Origin of the sequence: Streptococcus sp. 79 (genome assembly GCF_013277425.1) — a bacterium.
In the GTDB taxonomy this organism is placed as follows: Bacteria; Bacillota; Bacilli; order Lactobacillales; family Streptococcaceae; genus Streptococcus; species Streptococcus pseudopneumoniae.
On record NZ_VMMW01000083.1, the window covers coordinates 1 to 18,150 of the forward strand.

25 protein-coding genes are annotated in these 18,150 nt (G+C 40.8%); all 25 read left to right on the forward strand.

Annotated features, from left to right (window positions below):
• Positions 1 to 2: 2 nt before the first annotated feature.
• Entirely contained in the window at positions 3 to 263 is a 261-nt protein-coding gene (locus HT729_RS09640; RefSeq protein ID WP_000819332.1) for a DUF1372 family protein, read from the forward strand.
• A gap of 38 nt (positions 264 to 301) precedes the next feature.
• Positions 302 to 667 carry a YopX family protein gene (locus HT729_RS09645; protein ID WP_240164440.1) on the forward strand — a complete coding sequence of 122 codons (366 nt, stop codon included), beginning with the start codon at positions 302 to 304 and terminating at the stop codon, positions 665 to 667.
• Positions 660 to 839 carry a hypothetical protein gene (locus tag HT729_RS09650; RefSeq protein ID WP_001113499.1) on the forward strand — a complete coding sequence of 60 codons (180 nt, stop codon included), beginning with the start codon at positions 660 to 662 and terminating at the stop codon, positions 837 to 839. Before HT729_RS09645 ends, HT729_RS09650 begins: the two co-directional genes overlap by 8 nt.
• Positions 790 to 1,350: an Lrp/AsnC family transcriptional regulator gene (locus HT729_RS09655; protein WP_138704233.1), complete on the forward strand. Its 561-nt coding sequence runs from the start codon at positions 790 to 792 to the stop codon at positions 1,348 to 1,350. The genes HT729_RS09650 and HT729_RS09655 overlap by 50 nt, the downstream gene beginning before the upstream one ends.
• Before the next feature lie 107 nt (positions 1,351 to 1,457).
• Entirely contained in the window at positions 1,458 to 1,637 is a 180-nt protein-coding gene (locus HT729_RS09660; protein ID WP_050207556.1) for a hypothetical protein, read from the forward strand.
• Positions 1,627 to 1,857, forward strand: a complete 231-nt coding sequence (locus tag HT729_RS09665) for a helix-turn-helix transcriptional regulator (RefSeq protein ID WP_023933952.1) — start codon at positions 1,627 to 1,629, stop codon at positions 1,855 to 1,857. Before HT729_RS09660 ends, HT729_RS09665 begins: the two co-directional genes overlap by 11 nt.
• Before the next feature lie 71 nt (positions 1,858 to 1,928).
• Positions 1,929 to 2,357, forward strand: a complete 429-nt coding sequence (locus tag HT729_RS09670) for an ArpU family phage packaging/lysis transcriptional regulator (RefSeq protein WP_001165368.1) — start codon at positions 1,929 to 1,931, stop codon at positions 2,355 to 2,357.
• 299 nt (positions 2,358 to 2,656) lie between these two features.
• Positions 2,657 to 3,199, forward strand: coding sequence for a tyrosine-type recombinase/integrase (locus HT729_RS09675; protein ID WP_172931972.1), 543 nt, complete (start codon positions 2,657 to 2,659; stop codon positions 3,197 to 3,199).
• A 213-nt stretch (positions 3,200 to 3,412) separates the two neighbouring features.
• The gene (locus HT729_RS09680; RefSeq protein WP_000573817.1) at positions 3,413 to 3,709 is read left to right on the forward strand and encodes an HNH endonuclease; all 297 of its coding nucleotides are present in this window, start codon (positions 3,413 to 3,415) and stop codon (positions 3,707 to 3,709) included.
• A gap of 118 nt (positions 3,710 to 3,827) precedes the next feature.
• The gene (locus HT729_RS09685) at positions 3,828 to 4,166 is read left to right on the forward strand and encodes a hypothetical protein (RefSeq protein ID WP_000393459.1); all 339 of its coding nucleotides are present in this window, start codon (positions 3,828 to 3,830) and stop codon (positions 4,164 to 4,166) included.
• Positions 4,163 to 5,803, forward strand: a complete 1,641-nt coding sequence (locus HT729_RS09690) for a terminase TerL endonuclease subunit (RefSeq protein ID WP_023933954.1) — start codon at positions 4,163 to 4,165, stop codon at positions 5,801 to 5,803. The genes HT729_RS09685 and HT729_RS09690 overlap by 4 nt, the downstream gene beginning before the upstream one ends.
• A gap of 55 nt (positions 5,804 to 5,858) precedes the next feature.
• Positions 5,859 to 7,007, forward strand: a complete 1,149-nt coding sequence (locus HT729_RS09695; protein WP_000506468.1) for a phage portal protein — start codon at positions 5,859 to 5,861, stop codon at positions 7,005 to 7,007.
• Positions 6,988 to 7,710 (forward strand): head maturation protease, ClpP-related, encoded by a 723-nt coding sequence (locus HT729_RS09700; RefSeq protein ID WP_023933956.1) that lies wholly within the window; start codon positions 6,988 to 6,990, stop codon positions 7,708 to 7,710. Before HT729_RS09695 ends, HT729_RS09700 begins: the two co-directional genes overlap by 20 nt.
• Positions 7,711 to 7,728: 18 nt before the next feature.
• Positions 7,729 to 8,844, forward strand: coding sequence for a phage major capsid protein (locus tag HT729_RS09705; RefSeq protein WP_000976937.1), 1,116 nt, complete (start codon positions 7,729 to 7,731; stop codon positions 8,842 to 8,844).
• A 13-nt stretch (positions 8,845 to 8,857) separates the two neighbouring features.
• Positions 8,858 to 9,148 (forward strand): hypothetical protein, encoded by a 291-nt coding sequence (locus HT729_RS09710; protein WP_050261581.1) that lies wholly within the window; start codon positions 8,858 to 8,860, stop codon positions 9,146 to 9,148.
• Positions 9,141 to 9,329, forward strand: a complete 189-nt coding sequence (locus tag HT729_RS09715) for a hypothetical protein (protein WP_000598693.1) — start codon at positions 9,141 to 9,143, stop codon at positions 9,327 to 9,329. The genes HT729_RS09710 and HT729_RS09715 overlap by 8 nt, the downstream gene beginning before the upstream one ends.
• On the forward strand, positions 9,316 to 9,705 hold the full coding sequence (locus tag HT729_RS09720) for a hypothetical protein (protein WP_000830391.1): 390 nt from the start codon (positions 9,316 to 9,318) through the stop codon (positions 9,703 to 9,705). The genes HT729_RS09715 and HT729_RS09720 overlap by 14 nt, the downstream gene beginning before the upstream one ends.
• On the forward strand, positions 9,698 to 10,096 hold the full coding sequence (locus tag HT729_RS09725) for a hypothetical protein (RefSeq protein WP_023937056.1): 399 nt from the start codon (positions 9,698 to 9,700) through the stop codon (positions 10,094 to 10,096). The genes HT729_RS09720 and HT729_RS09725 overlap by 8 nt, the downstream gene beginning before the upstream one ends.
• Positions 10,096 to 10,476, forward strand: coding sequence for a hypothetical protein (locus HT729_RS09730; RefSeq protein ID WP_000588569.1), 381 nt, complete (start codon positions 10,096 to 10,098; stop codon positions 10,474 to 10,476). The genes HT729_RS09725 and HT729_RS09730 overlap by 1 nt, the downstream gene beginning before the upstream one ends.
• A 16-nt stretch (positions 10,477 to 10,492) precedes the next feature.
• Positions 10,493 to 11,089, forward strand: coding sequence for a major tail protein (locus HT729_RS09735; protein WP_000216339.1), 597 nt, complete (start codon positions 10,493 to 10,495; stop codon positions 11,087 to 11,089).
• 45 nt (positions 11,090 to 11,134) lie between these two features.
• Positions 11,135 to 11,428: a hypothetical protein gene (locus HT729_RS09740; RefSeq protein WP_001151571.1), complete on the forward strand. Its 294-nt coding sequence runs from the start codon at positions 11,135 to 11,137 to the stop codon at positions 11,426 to 11,428.
• Positions 11,429 to 11,676: 248 nt separating this feature from the next.
• Positions 11,677 to 11,907 (forward strand): hypothetical protein, encoded by a 231-nt coding sequence (locus HT729_RS09745; RefSeq protein ID WP_000087358.1) that lies wholly within the window; start codon positions 11,677 to 11,679, stop codon positions 11,905 to 11,907.
• Between the two features lie 56 nt (positions 11,908 to 11,963).
• Entirely contained in the window at positions 11,964 to 16,139 is a 4,176-nt protein-coding gene (locus HT729_RS09750; protein ID WP_172931973.1) for a phage tail tape measure protein, read from the forward strand.
• Entirely contained in the window at positions 16,139 to 16,837 is a 699-nt protein-coding gene (locus HT729_RS09755; RefSeq protein WP_172931974.1) for a phage tail protein, read from the forward strand. The genes HT729_RS09750 and HT729_RS09755 overlap by 1 nt, the downstream gene beginning before the upstream one ends.
• Positions 16,834 to 18,150 (forward strand): phage tail spike protein (locus HT729_RS09760; protein WP_172931975.1); only part of this gene is annotated, 1,317 nt, incomplete at its 3' end. The genes HT729_RS09755 and HT729_RS09760, both read left to right, overlap by 4 nt.

Consider the following 18,150-nt stretch of genomic DNA (forward strand, 5'->3'; position numbering starts at 1 on the left):
GATTGAAACGATTCATAGCTATCTGGATTCTGGTATCTGCTGGACTAAACATCTGGCAGATGGACAGGATTGCAGAACTAGAAAAGAAAAAGCCGATGGTTATCTACAAGGCGGATAACGCAGGCGCTGAGATTTTCGGTAAAGTCGTCGAGAAAGGACGACACGGCAAATTATACACGCTTACGATTCGTGACTACGGGGTGTTTGTGGTTACGAAGGACGTGTATGAGAAAGTGAAAGTTGGGGATGAGGTGATGTTATGATACCAAAATTTAGAGCGTGGGATAGACTGCGAAAAGAAATGAATTACAAAGTCATGGTAGGCAATTGTGATCTAAGTGACGAAAACTGGACTTGTCCTATCATTTGGATTGAAGAGAAAAAAGATTGGTTACATTTTGATGATTATGACTCTATCATGCAATCAACAGGACTCAAGGATAAGAACGGCAAGGAAATCTTTGATGGGGATATTCTTGAAATTCAAGATGAAGGAGAAGTCCTTGGGAATGCAAAATTGACTTGGGATAATGAGCAAGCTGTCTTTATGATAGAAGCAATAAGTGTAGATGATATTGCGCCCTTTCATGAAATTCTTAGCGATGAAAGTTACTCTTATAGAGTCGTTGGCAACATCTACGAAAACAAGGAGTTACTAGATGCCTGACGTAGAATGGATTATGGAGAATTGCCATATGATGCGTGACAATGGTATCTGGGCAGGAGAGAAGCAGATTTCCTACGCTAGTCCAGATGGGCAATATACGTATTACGTAAACAAGCGTAAAGATGGCACTTATTATTTACATGGAGCGTATAAACATTATGGCAGGACGTAGATGGACAGAAGATGAGGTTGATTATCTGGAGTGGTACGTCTTGTCCAGAGAAGAGCATGATTTAACACAGGCTTGCAAGTTTTTGGATAGAAGTTACAACGCAGTTCGGTCAAAATTAGCCAAACTCCAGAAATACAATCCTAACTTGCAATTTAAGCCCAAATGGTCAGACGCAGATGATAGCTATATCCTGAAATACTACCAACGCTTTTCGTACAAGACCTTGGCTCGTATCTTAGGACGTAGTGAGAAAGCCATTCGAGACCGCATCCGAAAATTAGGGAAACGAAAAATTTTAGACTTGACTATATTTCACAAAGATGTAGTTTCGCTAGCCAATCAAGGTATAGCTGTAAAAGATATCGCACAAAAATTAGGACTACATTACAATCAGGTATATTACTACTTGAATAAACATCAGATTCCTTACAAAAAGCGAGAGTTTAGAAATCAAAGTAATAATCTCGCTTGGAGGAATTTGAATGATATGATTTTTATGAGGAGGACTTAACATGACAGACAACATAAACAAACCAAGCCACTACCAAGGCGCAAACGGTCTGGAAGACCTGAAGAAAGCCAGAAAGAACCTTGATTGGCTGATTGAGGAGATGGAGCATGAGTGAATACGCTTTGTATGATGGCGACACCTTCATTACCATGGGCACTCTTGCTGAAATCAGCAAAGAAACAGGAATTGCCGAGAGGATGTTGAAGTATTACACTTTTGCATCTACACAAAAACGCCATCCAAATGGTAGGGCAGTCATAAAGATTGAGGTGGATGATGAAGGATAAATTAAATCCAAGACAAGCAAGTAGGTTTGCTTTCTTGCTAAAGCAAAAACGTAAGGAAAGGAAGTTGTCACAAGAAAAGTTAGCAGCTAAACTAGGCTATAGTCGCTACCTGATTGCTCAATGGGAGAAGGAGGAAAGTGTACCGAATATTTATAATGTAGAAGATATCTGTACTTACTTTGCTTTTCCTGCTGATATTATTCTCGGGAGTAGGGCATGAAAAAAAGCCAGCACAGCTGACTTCTCGTGTTATAGTTTCGCATAACTATTATATCATGAGGAGGAGTTCGTGTGCAAATAGAGTTATTGGATATCATCGATGAAAAGAAAACCAGAAAGGAAGCTATCAAAGTACTCAAAAAATACAGTCGTCTGAGACGGATAGCTGGAGAAGAATACGCCCCCAAAATAACAATATCCTATTCACTTGAGCCAAGGTCATCAAGTGGTCAGACAAGCAAGCAGGTAGAAAGCATGGTCTTGCGTAGAGTATCAGCTCAGCAGGATTTAGAACTAATCGCTAAAGCAATCAACAATCTTTCCGATATGGAATACACACGTATCCTAATCGAACGATATTGCAGGAAAAAGAGGAGGGAAGACTACAGTATTTATTCAGAACTAGGCTACTCATCTAGTGAGTATTATCGGATATTGAACAAAGCTCTATTAGAGTTTGCAGAGTCCTATCAAGCAAGCAACCTTTTGGTTTACAAGTGATTTCTGGGAAAATCTTGGGAAAAATCTGGGAAAATCTTGGGAGAATTGGAACGAAAAAAGGTGCTAAAATAGTATTATCCAATGATTGGGTAACGAACAGTCATGAGGACTCCTAAAAATACAGAGGTTTCGGCCTCTTAGACAGTAAGGACAGGTTAGCAGGTTGTTTGGGTCTCCTTGAAACTTTTACCAAGCGTGCGTTTTACTGCTAGACCAGTTGGTTCAATTCCAGCTACTGTCATATTCAATGCCACGACCAGTGGCTTTTTTTGATTATTTGAAAGGTGGTGATACTTGTTTTGAATATTGTAGAACCAATCAGGGATAAAGATGATATACGGGCTATGAAAGATTATCTGAGAGAATGGCATGAGCGTAATTATATTTTATTTCTTTTTGGTATCAATTCAGGTTTGCGAGTTGGTGACATTTTAAAAATTCGAGTAAAGGATGTTCAAGGTTGGTATATCAAACTGAAAGAACAAAAGACTGGGAAGAAGAAAAAGATTAAAATGACTAAAACTCTCAAACGTGAGGTTAGAGAGTATATACAAAATAAACCTCATCATCATTTTTTATTTCAAAGTAGAGTCGGAAAAAATAAACCACTTGATCGTAGGACTGTGGATTGGATTTTAAAAGTTGCTGCATCTGAGTGTGGTATTGAAAATATAGGAACTCATTCAATGAGGAAGACATTTGGATATCATTATTATAAAAAGACAAAAGATATAGCAATGTTGATGAGTTTGTTTAATCATTCATCACCAGCTATTACCTTAAGATATATAGGTATTCGTCAAGATCAACAGGACAAAGCGATGTCAAATTTTGGATTGTAGTTAACCAATTAGACATAACGAGTCAAACGCTAATTCATTTAGTAGATTACTGTATATCCTTATTGTGTTAGGCTTTTTGGCGACTGTTTGAATTAGACAGAATATAAGATATGTCTAATTGAACGCTAGAAAATATAGAGTAACAGCAATTTAAAATAGGTATCTTTAAGATAATTATTGACGAAAGATATAATGAACAAAGAATATTAAACAATGATTGAAGTTTCAACTCGAGAAGAACGAAACCAATTTTACAATTCCAGTGAGTGGAGAACGATAAGAAGGCAAGCACTTAAACGAGATCATTACGAATGTGTATGGTGCAGGGATGAAGGCAAGGTCACGACTACTAATTTAGAAGTTGACCATATCAAGGAGCTAGAGTTCTATCCAGAGTTCGCGCTTGATATCGATAACCTACGAACATTGTGCAAGGCATGTCATAATAAAAGGCATGATCGTTTTGATAAGAATGACAGAAATTTCCGAAAAGATGAATGGTGGGGTTAGGTGAACGAATTTTAAACACCCCCCGGTCAAAAAAATCGGAAATTTTCAAAGATGTCGGTAAGCGGTCTGCACTCGACTGTCCAAATTTTTAACAAAAAATTAAAGGGGGTGGGGGGTAATGGAAGAATACTCGGAAAAAAATATAAAAGAATTAGAAAATCAGCTACTTTCTAAAATTGGCTATTTCAGTCCTAGAAAAAAGGATGCGATTCAGTATGAAAAAGTCAATCGCTATCTTTATCTTGTCCGGCTGCTTTATGAGCTGAAAGCTAAACTTCATGAAGACGGACTGGTCATCACTGTTCACAATGGACAACAAAGATTCCAAAAAGCGAATTCTCTCATCAAGGAAATCAACACAACCAGTAATCAGCTTTTGGCTATTGAGCGGTCGTTTGATTTTGATGTTGAAAATTCTCCTGTCGAGAAAGCTACGTCTGGAAGTGATCTGTTATGATTTCTCATCCGCTGGTTGATGACTACATCAAAATGGCTGAGAATGGAGAAGTTGTTGTCAACAAGGAAAGGAAGTTGCTGTTTAAAATCATCAAGGAGAAAATCTATCCTCGTGATGATTTGTATTTTGATAATGACTTGATTGATAAGTTCATTCGGTTTGCGGAAAAGAATTTTTTCCCTCTGGCTAAGTATCAACTTTTCTTGACACCGTTCATTTTTCTTTTTCGGAAGGTAGACGAGGAACCACACTTTGACGAGTATCTATACACACTTGCTCGTGGGGGTGGTAAGAATGGTTTTATGTCAGCAAGGTCATCGTTTTTTATCAGCCCTATCTACCCTATCAGAGATTACGATGTGACTATCACTGCTAACTCTGAGAAACAGGGTAAGGTTTCGTTTGAGGAAGTTTATGAGACTATCCAAAGGCGTGGTCTTGAGGACCATTTCTATCTGACTAAAATGTCTATCACAGGTCGAGCGAACAACTCGGTCTTTTCTTTTCGGACGAATAATCCGAAGACTATGGACTCTGCTCGTGATGGTTGTCTTGAGTTTGATGAGATTCACCAATTTGAAAATGATAAGGCTGTGAAGGTTCAAAGGTCTGGTCTTGGTAAGATTGCTCATGTCAGGACTTTCTACAACGGTACGAATGGGTATGTGCGCGAGGGGTTCTATGACAAGCTGATAGAGAAGTCTATGCAAATCTTGAATGGAGAGGTTGATGATTTCAGACTCTTCCCTTTTATCTGCAAGCTTGATAGTGCGGATGAGGTGGATGACATGAAGAATTGGCCGAAAGCAAATCCGATGTTGGATGAAAGCACGCCTTACGCTAAGAGGTTGCTTGCTAGAACTAAGGCTGACTATGATGACCTTGAGCTGGAGCCGTCTGGTCGTCAGGAGTTCATGACTAAACGGATGAATCTTCCTGAAGCAGACCTTGAGAAAGATGTGACGACTCGTGAAAGATTACTTGCTTGTTTACGTTCGCCTGGTATTGACTTGTTGGGTAAGTCCTGTGTCGCAGGATTTGACTATGCTAGCATTCGAGATTTTGCGAGTGTTGGTTTGTTGTTTAAGAACGGAGATGAGTTTATCTGGAAACAACATTCATTTGCTCGTAAAGCATTTTTGAAAGCTTTTAAACTTAAAGCTCCTATTCAGGAATGGGCAGATAGAGGCTTATTTACAATTGTGGACGGCCCTAGTATTGACCCTCGTTTATTGGTCGAAAAATTGAATGAATGGAGTAAGTTTTATCAGATTGAGCTTGTATGTGCAGATGGTTTCAGAATGGACTTGTTAAAACCTCTTTTGGAAGAGGCTGGTTTTGAATATGAGTTCTTGAGAAATCCTGGGGCGATTCAATCGAAGGTTGCGCCAATCATTGAAGACGGATTTGCCAATGAGCGTTTTGTCTTTGAGAATGATAATTCTATGATTTGGTATACGGATAATACCTACGTCAAAGAAGACAAGGATGGCAATAAGCGTTTCTTGAAGAAAGAGCCCGTCAGAAGAAAGACGGATGGTTTCCATGCCTTGATTGCTGCTCTATACAAACGTGAGCTTGTACATGAGTCGAACGTTGGGGAATTCCTCGATATGTTAGAGGATTGGGAGTTTTAATCTAAGAATAAATTTTGGGTGGTAGGTTGGTAATTGGATAGGAAGGAGGGGAAGCATGGGGTTCTTAAATTTATTTAAGCGTGATGCGCCTGATGTTGGTTTTGATTTTGAAGAGTTGGAACGAATGTTGGGGTGTTTGCAGTTAAAGAGTTTAGCGATTGATAAGTCGGCGGAGTTTGTGGCTCGTATCTTTGCTAAGTCGGAATTTCGGTATATGGTGGAGAATCATCATGTGACGTCAGACTGGGATTATATTTTAAATGTGCGTCCCAATAAGAATGAGTCGGCCTCGGAGTTCTGGCAGAAGGTCATTTATCGCTTATTGACGAAAAACGAAGTACTCATTGTTTTGTCTGATGATAAGCAGTTACTGGTAGCTGATGCTTTTACTCGTAGGCGTTATGCTCTGTATGATGACACCTTTGAGATGGTGTCTGTCGGGGATTATACATTTCAGAGGAAGTTTGCTATGAGTGATGTCATCTTTCTTCAGTATAATAACAATCGCTTGCAAGAATATGTATCTGACTTGTTTTCTGATTATGAAAAACTACATACTCGTCTGGTGGAAGCCTTAGCTAGAAATAATCAGATCCGTGGGGTTCTGGCTACAAAAGCGAATGGAACTTTTGATGAGGATAAGAGAAAGAAACTGCAGAGATATGCGGACAATCTTTTTAAGTCCTTTACGTCTAAGACGGTTGCCATTGTACCGACAATGGATGGTGTGGAGTATTCGGAGTTGACCAATACGGTAGGAACTACAAATCTATCAGTTGAAGAGTTGAAGAAACTGAGACGTCAATTTGATGACGAGGTTGCGGATATATTAGGTTTGCCGACGGCTTTGATGCATGGAGATATGGCTGATTTGTCTAATAGCCAGAAGATGTTTAACAGTTATTGTTATGAATCGCTGGTTAAAAAAGTGGGTGACGCTCTAAACCATGCTATGGTGAGTTCGGCTGGATACGCTAATCAGAAAAAATTTGTGATTTTTGGTGAGGGGGGACTGGATAAGTTTGCTCTGGCTGAGAACATAGATAAACTCATCTCATCTGGGGCTATGACTCGAAATGAGGTGAGATTGGAACTTGGTCTTGAGGCTGTTCCTGGTGGGGATTCTTTCCTTATCACTAAGAACTATCAGGGTGAAAACGAAATAGAGAAAGGAGGAAATGAGGATGACAATCATTCAGATTAAGGGAGCGATTGTATCCAATGATGACCGCTGGTTTTATGATTGGATAGACATGGATGCAACTGCTCCTAAGGATATTGTATTGCCGACGACGGGAGAAGATGTGGAGGTGCACATCAATTCTGGTGGTGGTGATGTGTATGCTGGTAGTGAAATCTATACAGCATTGCGTGCTTATCAGGGGCATGTGACGGTGAAAATCGTGGGGATTGCTGCTAGTGCTGCGAGTGTTATCGCTATGGCTGGTGATCAGGTGGAAATTAGTCCTACAGCGCAAATCATGATCCATAATGTATCTGCTGGTGTACGTGGTGACCATAAGGCGCTCTTGCATGAGGCTGGTGTGTTAGAAGGGTTTAATAAGTCCATCGCATATGCCTATATTGATAAGACTGGTAAGGCATTAGATGATTTACTGGATCTAATGGAGGGTGAAACGTGGTTTGATGCTCGTTCTGCTGTTAATCATGGCTTCGCAGATAAGGTCATGTTTGAAAGTCAGGAAGCTCCTGTCTTGGTAGCTAGTCAGACACCTGTGATTCCTCGTGATTTTATCGAAAAAATCCGATCTGCGATGACCCCAGATGTGGAGTTATTGGCGGACTTGGTTCGTGATAGGTTGAATAACAGTTTACCTATCCCAGAAGATAAGAAAAAAGAAGACAAGACGGCTGAACCTGTGGGGTTGGGTCGTTTCCCATTTTAAGAAAGGAAATAAAAAACAATGATGAAACTTGGTAATGAATTTACAACTGCTCGTCAGAACTTTATGAATGCAGTAGAAACTGGTGCTCCTATGGAGGAGCAAAATAAGCTCTATAACGAGATGATTGAGGCATTGACAGATAAGTTGCAAGATGATGCTCGAGAAGCTGCTCGTAAAGAAATCGCAACTATGAATCCATACGATGCACAGTTGACTGCTGAAGCTCGCGAATTTTTCAATAACATTGAGAAACTTCCTCCCAAAGGAATTGAGAAATTGTTCCCTCAGGAAACAATTGACCGTATTTTTGAGGATATGGTGGCAGCCCGTCCACTTCTTCAACACATCGGCTTGCGTAATGCTGGTATTCGTTTGAAATTCCTCAAGTCTAGTCGTACAGGTCAAGCGGTTTGGGGTAAAATCAATGCTGAAATTCAAGGACAATTGAAACAAGAATTTGCTGAAGAAGAAGCGATTCAGTCTAAATTGACTGCTTTTGTTGTAATCCCTAAAGACTCTGAAAAGTTTGGTCCTGCTTGGCTACAGTCTTACGTATCCATTCAAATTACAGAGGCCTTTGCAGCTGCTCTTGAAGCTGGTTATTTAAATGGTGATGGGGACAACAAGCCTATCGGGTTGTCTCGTACTCTTACAGGGACTGCAGAAAGTGAAAAAGTAACTTATGCTGAGAAACAAGCTCAGAAAAAACCATTGACTTTCGCAGACTCTGCTACCGTGGTAAAAGAGTTGACGGAGGTTTATAAATACCATTCTACAAAAGCTGACAATACCACTCCTGTTGCAGTAGAAGGTAATTTGGTTATGGTAGTGAACCCTGTAGATGCCTGGGATGTGAAGAAGCAATATACGTCTCTCAATGCTCAGGGTGTATATGTAACAGCTATGCCTTATAACCTCATCTTGGTTGAGTCGGTTGCTCAAGCGTCTGGTAAGGTGACTACATTTGTCAAAGGTCGCTACGATGCCTTTGTAGGTGGGGGGATTGAATTTGGACGATTTACCGAAACCTATGCTTTAGAAGACTTGAATCTCTACACTGCTAAGCAATTTGCTTATGGTAAAGCGCATGATGAAAAGACTGCTGCTGTGTGGACACTGAGTATTGCAAAATAAAAGGTGACGAAGGATGGAGATTGAAGCTAAACTTCATTCCCTCCTTATTCCTTTTAAGGAGCGGATGAGAATTTTTCATAGCGGAGAAGACTTGAATCTCTCACGGATGTTAGAAAGTTCTCAAATGGTTATTACCCGCTTGGTAGGAAGTGGGAATATACACGATCATCAAATAAGGGAACTTATCTTAGAACGTGCTCGCTATGTCTATAATGACCAAGTTGAATTTTTTTACGAAAATTTCAAAGCGGATATTTTAGCATTATCGTTAGATAAGATAGAAATGGAGGATAGTGATGATTAAGGTATTAAAAGAGTTTTATGACCTCAAGGAGGGAGTCCTTAGGCAAGTCGGAGAAAGGTTTGAAGCGACAGAAGAACGATTTGCTGAGCTAAAGGAACATTTACCTGACTATGTCGAGTTGGAAAAGTCGTCCAGAAGTCGTAGCTCTAAGGAAGTAGTGAGTGTAAATGAAGAGGAGTGAGGGACCAAGCTATCGTTACAAAAAGCCTGAGTCTCAAAATGGAGACCTGAGAACTCCCCTGACTTTCTATACCTCTAAAATAAAAAAAGGGGTTGATGGTCGTGATGTGAGTTACGAGAAGGCTTTTTATACGATGGGGCAAACTTATTCTCCAAGTATGAAAGACGTTGAGATTGCAACTGGAAAAGCGATGAAAGCTAAGATGACTTTGAAGATTCGTGACCCTCTGACAGATTATCAGCCTGAAAATCGGCATTTTGTCGAAGTGGGGGATATCCGTCTAGTTGGTAAGAAATGGCAAATCATTGATGTCCGTCCTGATTTTGCTAATCGGGATTTTTTGATTGTCCTTATCGGAGGTGGTCGTGATGTCTAGTGGAGCTAATCTAAAAGGATTTGATGATATTTTGAGGAATATTGAGGCTCGACTAGGAGAGCCGGTAGTTCGTAGAAAGGTCAACAGAGCCTTGAAGGAGACGGTTGAGGAGTTTGAGCCAACTTTCAAACGGGCTATGGCGGTGTACGCTGACACTGGGAAGACGGTTGGTGCGGTCGTTCATGGGAATGTGACTGGTACATCCAGCGGAGTTCCAATGGTTAAATTAGGTTTTAAAAGTCCTCGTTGGACTCTTATTCACTTAAATGAATTTGGATATGCAAAGAATGGGCATCCTCGTGGTTTCGGAGTCATGCGCCGCTTTTTTGAAGCGAGTAAGCCGGTCTTTAAGTCTAAAGTCGGCATGAAGTTAAAACAGGAGTTTTTGTAATGATTAAAGACAAATTAACTGAACTCTACGATGCTTTGGAAGAGGATGAGTCTTTATCTGGTATTAGTATCAAGTCTTTTGAGCGTCCTGAGAGCTTGGGAGATGGCGAGACCAGTATTGTCATTATCCCTGTAGGGCCTCCAATGCAGACGGCTCACGGTAGTAATACTAGTTTGGCTAAGACTTTTCTCTATCAAATCAATGTAGAGTCTACTAATCGAGTGGAGTGTAAAGAACTCCAAGGAAGAATTGAAAAAATAATGGAAGAACAGGGATTTTATCAGACTGAAGGTGGTTTGGAACAATGGATTCCTGATATTAAGCGCTATGTAGACGTTCGGACTTATCGTGGTATGAGCGCTCTATATGAGAAATACTAGAAAGAAGGAAAAAGAAATGACAGTAAAAGGAACTGCACTTATCGGACTTAAATCAGTCACCATTCGTGTGCATGATGGACAGACTCCAACGGTTGGACAGAACCTCTTCACGCTAGAAGGTAAAGATAATGAAGGGGCTACACAGACCGCTAGAGTAACTGGATTATCTAGTGACCCTGTAAAGACTTATGGTAGTAATGTGGCTTATCACGTCTCCAATCGAGGAGTCGGTGATGTTAAGGTAGAGATGGGCTTGCTTGATGTCCCATTAGCTTTATATACGAATGCTTTGGGGTATGGCGATGATGATGGTATCTATTACTTCGGTGCAGACACAGTTGCCAAGAATGTTTCCATTCTCATTGAAAGTAATACTGCTGATGGGGAACCTGTTTACTATGGTTTTTATAAAGGTCAGCTTTCTATGGATGCTATTGATTTTGAAACGCTCAAGGATAAGGCGAATGAGTTAGCTACTACTAGTGTGAATTTCACTGCGACAGCTAGTTCAGACGTTGCAACTAAGGGGCGTTATGGTGCTATTGTTTATGGTTCAGATGCTGAAAAGTTGAAGAAATTGAAAGGTCAACTAAACATAACCGCTGCGGGGTAGAAGGAGGGCGAAAGCTCTCTTTTACTTTTTTAGAAAGGAAAGTATATGGCTAAGGTTCAATTTACAATTAAAAATGACAAGGGAGAAGATGTCCTAAAAAAGAGCAAAGAAATCACAACTCGTGATTATCGTGACTATTTGGTCATGAACGAATCCTTGACAAGTGATTTATCTGAGGTAGAGAAGCTTGATAAGCAGTTGGGATTTATTGCTAGTTTGTTTGATGATGTGACAGTAGAACAATTACTAGAATACACAGATTTTGCGAAAGTGATTTCTATTTTTACAGCAATTTATGCTCATCTGGTAGGTGATGTAGACCCAAAGGAAAAGAGCTAGCACCTGGGCAAGCGATCAAACGTTTTTATGGTTTTGTCAAGCAAGTTACAGAGGGTCCTTATGGAATGAGCATTCGCGATGTGATGGATACGAGTTGGGAGGACTTGATGGGGGTCTTGGGAAGTCTGGAAACGAGTGAACAAGAAGAAGTGCTTGACTTGGCAGATTTTTTAGAAAGTCTCTAGGTCAAGACTTTACAAATCAAAGGCTTAGGAATATAATAGAGATATGTAAGGGAGGTGGAAGAAATGTCTCGAAAAGAAAAAGCATGTAGAAGATATTGGTTTTGGTTTACCATTTTTATCCTTTATCTTGCTTTTGGCTTGTATTGTATTTGTACAAATTTTGTAGATATCTTTGGTATGCTCTTGCTATCACCCTTTATCTTTGCTTCCCTGCCACTCTATGCTTATCTATTTCTTGGTATGTTTATCTGGGCTTTTATGAACATGGCAATGGATGATTTTTATAAAGAATGATGAAAAGTCCGTAAGGGCTTTTTTCTTTGCTCTGAGGAGTTAGGAAGGAGAACAAGATGGCAAGCGGTACGCCGTTAGGTCAGATGTATATCGAGCTAGGGTTGGACGTGTCAAAGTTCAGTCCTACTCTAACTGGTGCAAAAAACGCTGTAAAGTACTTTCAAAATAATGTCCGTTCTTTGGACAGTACTTTAAAAGGCAATGAAAAAAATGCTAGCTTACTTCAAGCAAAATACAAGACTTTAGGACAAGCCATTGATTCACAACGTAAAGTTTTGGATGAGATGAAGAAAAGTTTTGATAAACTTGAACCGGGGACAGCTAAATTTGACAAGGCTGCTGCTGATATTCAGCGTGAGAATGCTAAGTTGGCAGTAATGGAAGGTCAGCTACGCGGTGTTGAAAAAGCTTTGCAAGATGTGGGGCGTGAAAATAGTTGGTCTGGTAAGATGGATACCTTGAGTGAAAATTTTGCAAAAGGTGGAGAAAAATTGCGGGCTATGGGCGATGCAATGAAGCCTGTGTCTGCTGCTTTATTAGCTGGTTTTACGCTTTCTACTAAGAAAGCTATTGACTTTGAAAGTCAGATGAATACAACTAAATCTCTGTTAGCAGATACTATTCCAACAGCGGATGAACTGAACAGTACCACACAAAAGCTGGGTGAAAGTTCAAAAAATTGGGCGAAGCAGTATGGGATTTCTACTGCATCTATCAATGAAGGGATGCAAGAAATTATCAAGAAAGGTTTTGATGCCAATCAAACAATCGAAGCCATGCCTGCTATCCTAGACGCTGCAAAGGCGTCTGGTGAGGACTTCAATACGGTTATGAACGCCACTACGAATATTTTGCAACAATTTGGGCTATCTACTCAGGATACAGAGCGAGTAACCAATAGCTTAACCTTTGTCGCCAATAAAACGGCTGCTGGTTTTGCTGATATGGGGGCTGCAATGGAGTATGTTGGTCCCGTTGCTAAAAACGTTGGTATGAACTTGGAAGAGACTGCCGCTGCTGTTGGTCTTTTGTCCAACAATGGTATTGCTGGTGAAAAGGCTGGTACGGCTCTGCGTGGAGCTTTAACAAGGCTACTGAAACCATCAGAGCAAAATGCAAATGCAATGGAGAAGCTTGGTTTTTCTGCAGAAGAATTTCGTAGCGGCGCGATTAAGCTACCTGATATTTTGGATCGTATCAAAAAGAATACGGAAGGGATGACAGATGCTCAGAAATCGGCCTTGATTGCTACAGCCTTTGGTACAGAAGCTCAGACAGCGATGAATATCTTGGTTGACCAAGGTGGAGATGCGTTGCGTAATCTTGCTAACGAAACCAAGGGGGCGACAACTTATACCAAGGATTTAGCAAATGAATTATCTAAGTCTTCTAAAAATGGTGTGGAACGTTTTAAATCTAGTTTAGAAGTTTTACAGATTAACATTGGTCAGAAATTATTACCATTACTAACTCCTGTGATTGATAAGGTGAACCAATTTATCGACTGGCTAAGTAAGGCTCCTCCAGCCGTACAGAGCTTGGCGGTTGGTATTGGTGGTTTTTTGGCTCTGGGCTACCCTTTCTTGAACTTTCTAGGCAATGGGGCGACGGCTCTTAGTATTTTGATAAAACATGCCGGTAAATTAGAAGGACTATTAAAGGACGGTCTCGGTCTTGCTAAATTGACAGAGCGTGCTGGTAAATTAAAAGGACTTTTACAAGGTGGTCTCGGTCTTGCTAAGGTAGGAAGCGAAGCTACTGTTTTAGCGGAAGGAGCTGGCGCTGCTGCATCTAGTTCTAGTCTCTTGTCTGGAGCTATTGGGGCTTTGACAAATCCTATTGGTTTGCTGGTGGGTGGTGCTGCTTTACTAGCTGGAGGATTGGTCTATCTAGGACATAAGAAAGACGAGGCTCGCATTAAGGCGGAGGAATTTGGGTCTCAGTTGAGTGATACTGCAAGGAAAGAGTTAAGAGATTTCCAAAGTAAGGTAGATGATACCAGTACAGCAGTAGCCAACTTTGGAACCCACGCTGGCGATGCTGAAAAAGTTTCTGAAGCTTTTCGAAAACTTCATGAAGAGGTAGCAGCAGGTGCTGAAAAAGCTAATCAACGTATGGAAGAATTAGCTAAAAAGTTGGGGTTTAGCGATGAAGAAATCGCTAAAATGAAAGTAAAAAATGACCAAGTTGTTTCAAATACCGATGCAATGGCTAATCAGGTCAGTGAAATCTACAAACGTCATAATGGAGACGCTAGCAAGTTTTCTCAAGAAGAAAAAGAAATCGTCTTAAACAACCAAAGAGAGATGATCAAAGCTAGAATCGAAATGATGGAATTATCTGGCGAACAACAAAAGGCTGCGCTTCAGGCTCTGAATGGAGAGATTGGTAGTTTAAATGAAACGCAATTAAAGCACACAAGAGATGTTTTGAAGAAGGCTCTGGATGAAGAAAATCAGTTATACAAAACCTCAAAAGATGGATTGAAACAACTCTTAGATGCCAAACGTATCGATCAAGAAACTTACAATAAAAAAATTCAAGAACTTGAAACAAACCACCAGCAAACCATGGAAGCCTTAGGTACTAAGTATTACCAGGTTATGCAAAACCTTGACGCTAAGGTAAAAGCTCGAACTGGACAAAGCTGGAACTACTGGGAAGAAGCTAAAAAGGTTCTGGAAGAATATGGTTTGTCTTATGAAGTAATCGGTCAAAAGGCAGCAGAAGCTTCTCAAAAAATGGGTGATTCCCATAGCATTCTTGCTAAGTATACTAGTGATATGAGCAAGGAAACGAGAGAAGCGAATGATGCTTGGTCTTTGCTCGTCGGAAACATTGATGAAAACAACAATTTTGTCATTAAATCAAACGTAAAAGAAGTGATTGGGGAAGCGACTAAATCTGCTGAGGGTTGGGAGCAATTGCAATTTATTGTTAAAAATGCGAATATCAACTCAAATGCTCGGGTAACGATTGCTGAAGCTCTCGTTGAGTCTGGTAAGTGGTCAACCATGACACTGGAAGAAAAACAGTTGATTGTCCAAAATCAAGCAGGACTGCAAGCTATCTTTGATAGTGAAAACCATCTTAGAATCTGGAACAGTATGCCTGCAGAAGTCAAGCAACTGCTTTTGGAAAATACAGATGTGATGAATAAGGCTGAGGAAGCTTCCAAAGCTCTCTATAACTATGATGCCTTGACTCCTAAGCAGAAAGAGTTGCTGGCTACGGATGAGAATTTCAGAAAGGCTGTTGCTCGTTCGACTGACACGCTAACAACTTGGAATGCAACTACTCCATTTACAAAAGATTTGAAACTAGATCCTACAAATGTTTTGAACAACGGGCAATTGTCAATCGATAAAATCATGGCTTGGAATCTATCTAATCCAGAGAATAAGTCATTAAATGCTATTGACAATACTAGTGAAGCAGTTGCTAGTGCAAAAGCGAGTGTGAACTCTCCGAAACAGGAAAAACCAATTGATTTACTTGCGAAAGATCAGACTGCAGGCGTTAGAAATGAGACGAGTGCGGCTATTAATGCGATTAAGCAACATAATCCAGTAGATATCCTTGCTAAAAATAGCACTTCCAGTACTGTCAGCGAGGTCAAAAGCGTCGTTAATAGCATTCAAGACAAAACGGTTACAATCAGCGCTCGAGATAATGCTTCTGGCGTGCTTGCAGGCATTAGGTCTTGGATTACTAGGGTAACTGGTGATTTCTTTACCAATGTTTTTGCTAGTCGGCATGCCCACGGTACCAACTATCACCCTGGTGGTCTTGCTATGGTCAATGACCAACGCAATAGTACCTACAAGGAATTGGTTACTCTTCCAGATGGTAGGAGCTTCATTCCTGAGGGGAGGGATGTTCTTCTTCCTCTTCCTAAAGGGGCTAAAGTTTTGCGGGCGGATAAGACCAAACGCTTGATGCGTGAGATGGGGGTTCCTAAATATGCTGCAGGAGTTGGCATTCCGAGTGATGCTAAATTCCTTCGTGAGATGGAAGAAGCACAAGCTAAAATAGTGGTGCAAACAAAAGGAGATACAAATAGTAAAGACAGCGATAAAGTCGTGTCTGAGATAGCGATTCTGAGAGCAAGTATGGAGAAGATCCTTACTGCTATCCTTGAAAAGCCGTCAGATACTTACCTGGACGCTGATAAAATTTCAATGAGCGTCTACCAACGTCAAGGTGCGATTTACGCTAGGGAGGGAATGTAATGTTTTACATGATTATCAATGGTTTCAATACATCAACTATCCCTCACTGCGTGGTGACGGATTTTGGTCAGGTAGAGGCTGCTAAGCCTAGGGTGGCTGAAGATGCTAACCTCTACGGAGCCAACGGAAGTTATCGGGTGCTAGATGGGGGCTACGAGAGTTATGAACGGACTTTTTCGTTCTATATTCCTAAGTTACTGGATGTTTCGACTATCGTGGAGAAATTTCAGCCTAAGGACAATGTGCTAGAGTTTAGCTACCAGTTGGGGTCTGTCTTTTATGCAGATTTTATTGGCGCGACCTATAGCCCTCATGGTATGCATGCCTGGAAGCTAGAGCTTAAGTTGAGTATGCAACCGTTCCGCTATCAGAAAAATCTTGCTCCTCTTATTTTTACCGCAAGCGGTAATATCAACAATCCAGGATCTGTCTATAGCGAGCCTGTGATTGAGATTGAGGGAGACGGAGATATTTCTTTGACTATCGGAAGGACAACTATGCACTTGACCATTAGACGAAAAGTGACCATTGATTGTAGACATAAGAAACAGAATATCTACAACGCAGATGGTGTGGTTCAAAACACTCTACGAAAGCGTGGAGGCTTCTTTGAATTGGCTGTTGGCAATAACGGTCTGGTCTTTACTGGTACGGTTCGTAAGGTCACGGTTCGGCCGAATTGGAGGTATATCTTATGATTTATCTTACAGAGGGAAATAGGCCTTTAAACGAGGCCTACAATGATGAAATTGTCCATTTTGGGAACAATACCTATCAACTGACCTTTCGTTTTCCTACATCGGATCCCAAGTGGGAATTACTGAAAGAGGAAACTTTTCTGACTGCAGATGACCTACATGGTGAGCAGGATTTTTATATTTTTGAGGTTGAAAAGCAACAAGGATATATTCAAGTCTATGCCAATCAGGTTATCAGTTTGTTAAATAATTACATCGTTAGCTCTATCGAGGTTGACCGTGTCAGTGGGACAAGGGTGTTGAGTGCTTTTGCTGGTAGTATTACCAGAGACAATCCTTTTTCTTTCTTCTCTGATATTGATGATAGGCATACGCTCAATATCAAGGACAAGAATGCCATGGAGGTCTTGGCCAAAGACAAGCATTCTATCCTTGGTCAGTGGGGCGGAGATATGGTGCGAAACGGTTACAACTTACGCTTGTTAAAAAATGGCGGTTCTGAAAATGAATCGCTTTTTATGTACAAGAAAAACTTGTCCAGCTACCAGCACAAGACCTCAACGAAGTCTTTAAAAACTCGGATAACCTTTAAAACGACTGTTAAGGGCGAGGGAGAAAATGCGGTTGACCATGATTATATGGTGGTGATTGACAGCCCCTTACTTGGGAACTACAGCCAAATCTATGAAGATGTCGTGGAGGTCAATGACCAAGACGTGACAGATGAGGCTAGCTTGATTGCATATGGTAAGCAGTATTTTCGGACAAGTATGTGCGACATGCTAGAAGATAACCTTGAAATCTCGGTTGTCGGTCAGAGTGATGTTGCGGTGCAGATGTTTGATGTGGTCAGTATCTACCATGAGTGGTACGGTCTTGATGTTCGTAAGAAAATCACCAAATATACCTATTCGCCAATGGCAAAACGTCTAAAATCAATAGGTTTTGGGACCTTCCAGTCCAGTCTTGCAAATGCGATCGGTGGGATTGTAAATGATGCCGTTTTGAATGAAAGCCGAAATCTGCATCAGATTTTTGAAGAACGTTTGAAAAAGGAAATCGCCAACGCTGACCGTGCTTTTGACGCTGAATTTACTAAGCGTGAGAAAGCTATCACGGATGCCATCGAACTTGCCAAGGCTAAGGCGGAAGAAGTCAAGCAAGAAGTGTCTGACACTATCAATCAGCGTTTCAATAGCTTTCATGATGAACCTTTACGAGAATCAAGGCGCAAGGCTGAGGAAGCTTTGAGACAAGCTGGCGCAAGTAGCTCTCTTGCTCAGGAAGCCAAGCAGATTGGGCTGGATTCTGTT

Excerpts from the sequence above, each read along its gene's own strand:
- HT729_RS09650 (WP_001113499.1), top strand. The coding sequence starts at position 660 with ATGCCTGACGTAGAATGGATTATGGAGAATTGCCATATGATGCGTGAC.
- HT729_RS09680 (WP_000573817.1), top strand. The coding sequence starts at position 3,413 with ATGATTGAAGTTTCAACTCGAGAAGAACGAAACCAATTTTACAATTCC.
- HT729_RS09665 (WP_023933952.1), top strand. The coding sequence starts at position 1,627 with ATGAAGGATAAATTAAATCCAAGACAAGCAAGTAGGTTTGCTTTCTTG.
- HT729_RS09755 (WP_172931974.1), top strand. The coding sequence starts at position 16,139 with ATGTTTTACATGATTATCAATGGTTTCAATACATCAACTATCCCTCAC.
- HT729_RS09735 (WP_000216339.1), top strand. The coding sequence starts at position 10,493 with ATGACAGTAAAAGGAACTGCACTTATCGGACTTAAATCAGTCACCATT.
- HT729_RS09705 (WP_000976937.1), top strand. The coding sequence starts at position 7,729 with ATGATGAAACTTGGTAATGAATTTACAACTGCTCGTCAGAACTTTATG.
- HT729_RS09740 (WP_001151571.1), top strand. The coding sequence starts at position 11,135 with ATGGCTAAGGTTCAATTTACAATTAAAAATGACAAGGGAGAAGATGTC.
- HT729_RS09685 (WP_000393459.1), top strand. The coding sequence starts at position 3,828 with ATGGAAGAATACTCGGAAAAAAATATAAAAGAATTAGAAAATCAGCTA.
- HT729_RS09710 (WP_050261581.1), top strand. The coding sequence starts at position 8,858 with ATGGAGATTGAAGCTAAACTTCATTCCCTCCTTATTCCTTTTAAGGAG.
- HT729_RS09695 (WP_000506468.1), top strand. The coding sequence starts at position 5,859 with ATGGGGTTCTTAAATTTATTTAAGCGTGATGCGCCTGATGTTGGTTTT.
- HT729_RS09750 (WP_172931973.1), top strand. The coding sequence starts at position 11,964 with ATGGCAAGCGGTACGCCGTTAGGTCAGATGTATATCGAGCTAGGGTTG.
- HT729_RS09720 (WP_000830391.1), top strand. The coding sequence starts at position 9,316 with ATGAAGAGGAGTGAGGGACCAAGCTATCGTTACAAAAAGCCTGAGTCT.
- HT729_RS09645 (WP_240164440.1), top strand. The coding sequence starts at position 302 with ATGAATTACAAAGTCATGGTAGGCAATTGTGATCTAAGTGACGAAAAC.
- HT729_RS09725 (WP_023937056.1), top strand. The coding sequence starts at position 9,698 with ATGTCTAGTGGAGCTAATCTAAAAGGATTTGATGATATTTTGAGGAAT.
- HT729_RS09730 (WP_000588569.1), top strand. The coding sequence starts at position 10,096 with ATGATTAAAGACAAATTAACTGAACTCTACGATGCTTTGGAAGAGGAT.
- HT729_RS09700 (WP_023933956.1), top strand. The coding sequence starts at position 6,988 with ATGACAATCATTCAGATTAAGGGAGCGATTGTATCCAATGATGACCGC.
- HT729_RS09745 (WP_000087358.1), top strand. The coding sequence starts at position 11,677 with ATGTCTCGAAAAGAAAAAGCATGTAGAAGATATTGGTTTTGGTTTACC.
- HT729_RS09690 (WP_023933954.1), top strand. The coding sequence starts at position 4,163 with ATGATTTCTCATCCGCTGGTTGATGACTACATCAAAATGGCTGAGAAT.
- HT729_RS09660 (WP_050207556.1), top strand. The coding sequence starts at position 1,458 with ATGAGTGAATACGCTTTGTATGATGGCGACACCTTCATTACCATGGGC.
- HT729_RS09715 (WP_000598693.1), top strand. The coding sequence starts at position 9,141 with ATGATTAAGGTATTAAAAGAGTTTTATGACCTCAAGGAGGGAGTCCTT.
- HT729_RS09655 (WP_138704233.1), top strand. The coding sequence starts at position 790 with ATGGCACTTATTATTTACATGGAGCGTATAAACATTATGGCAGGACGT.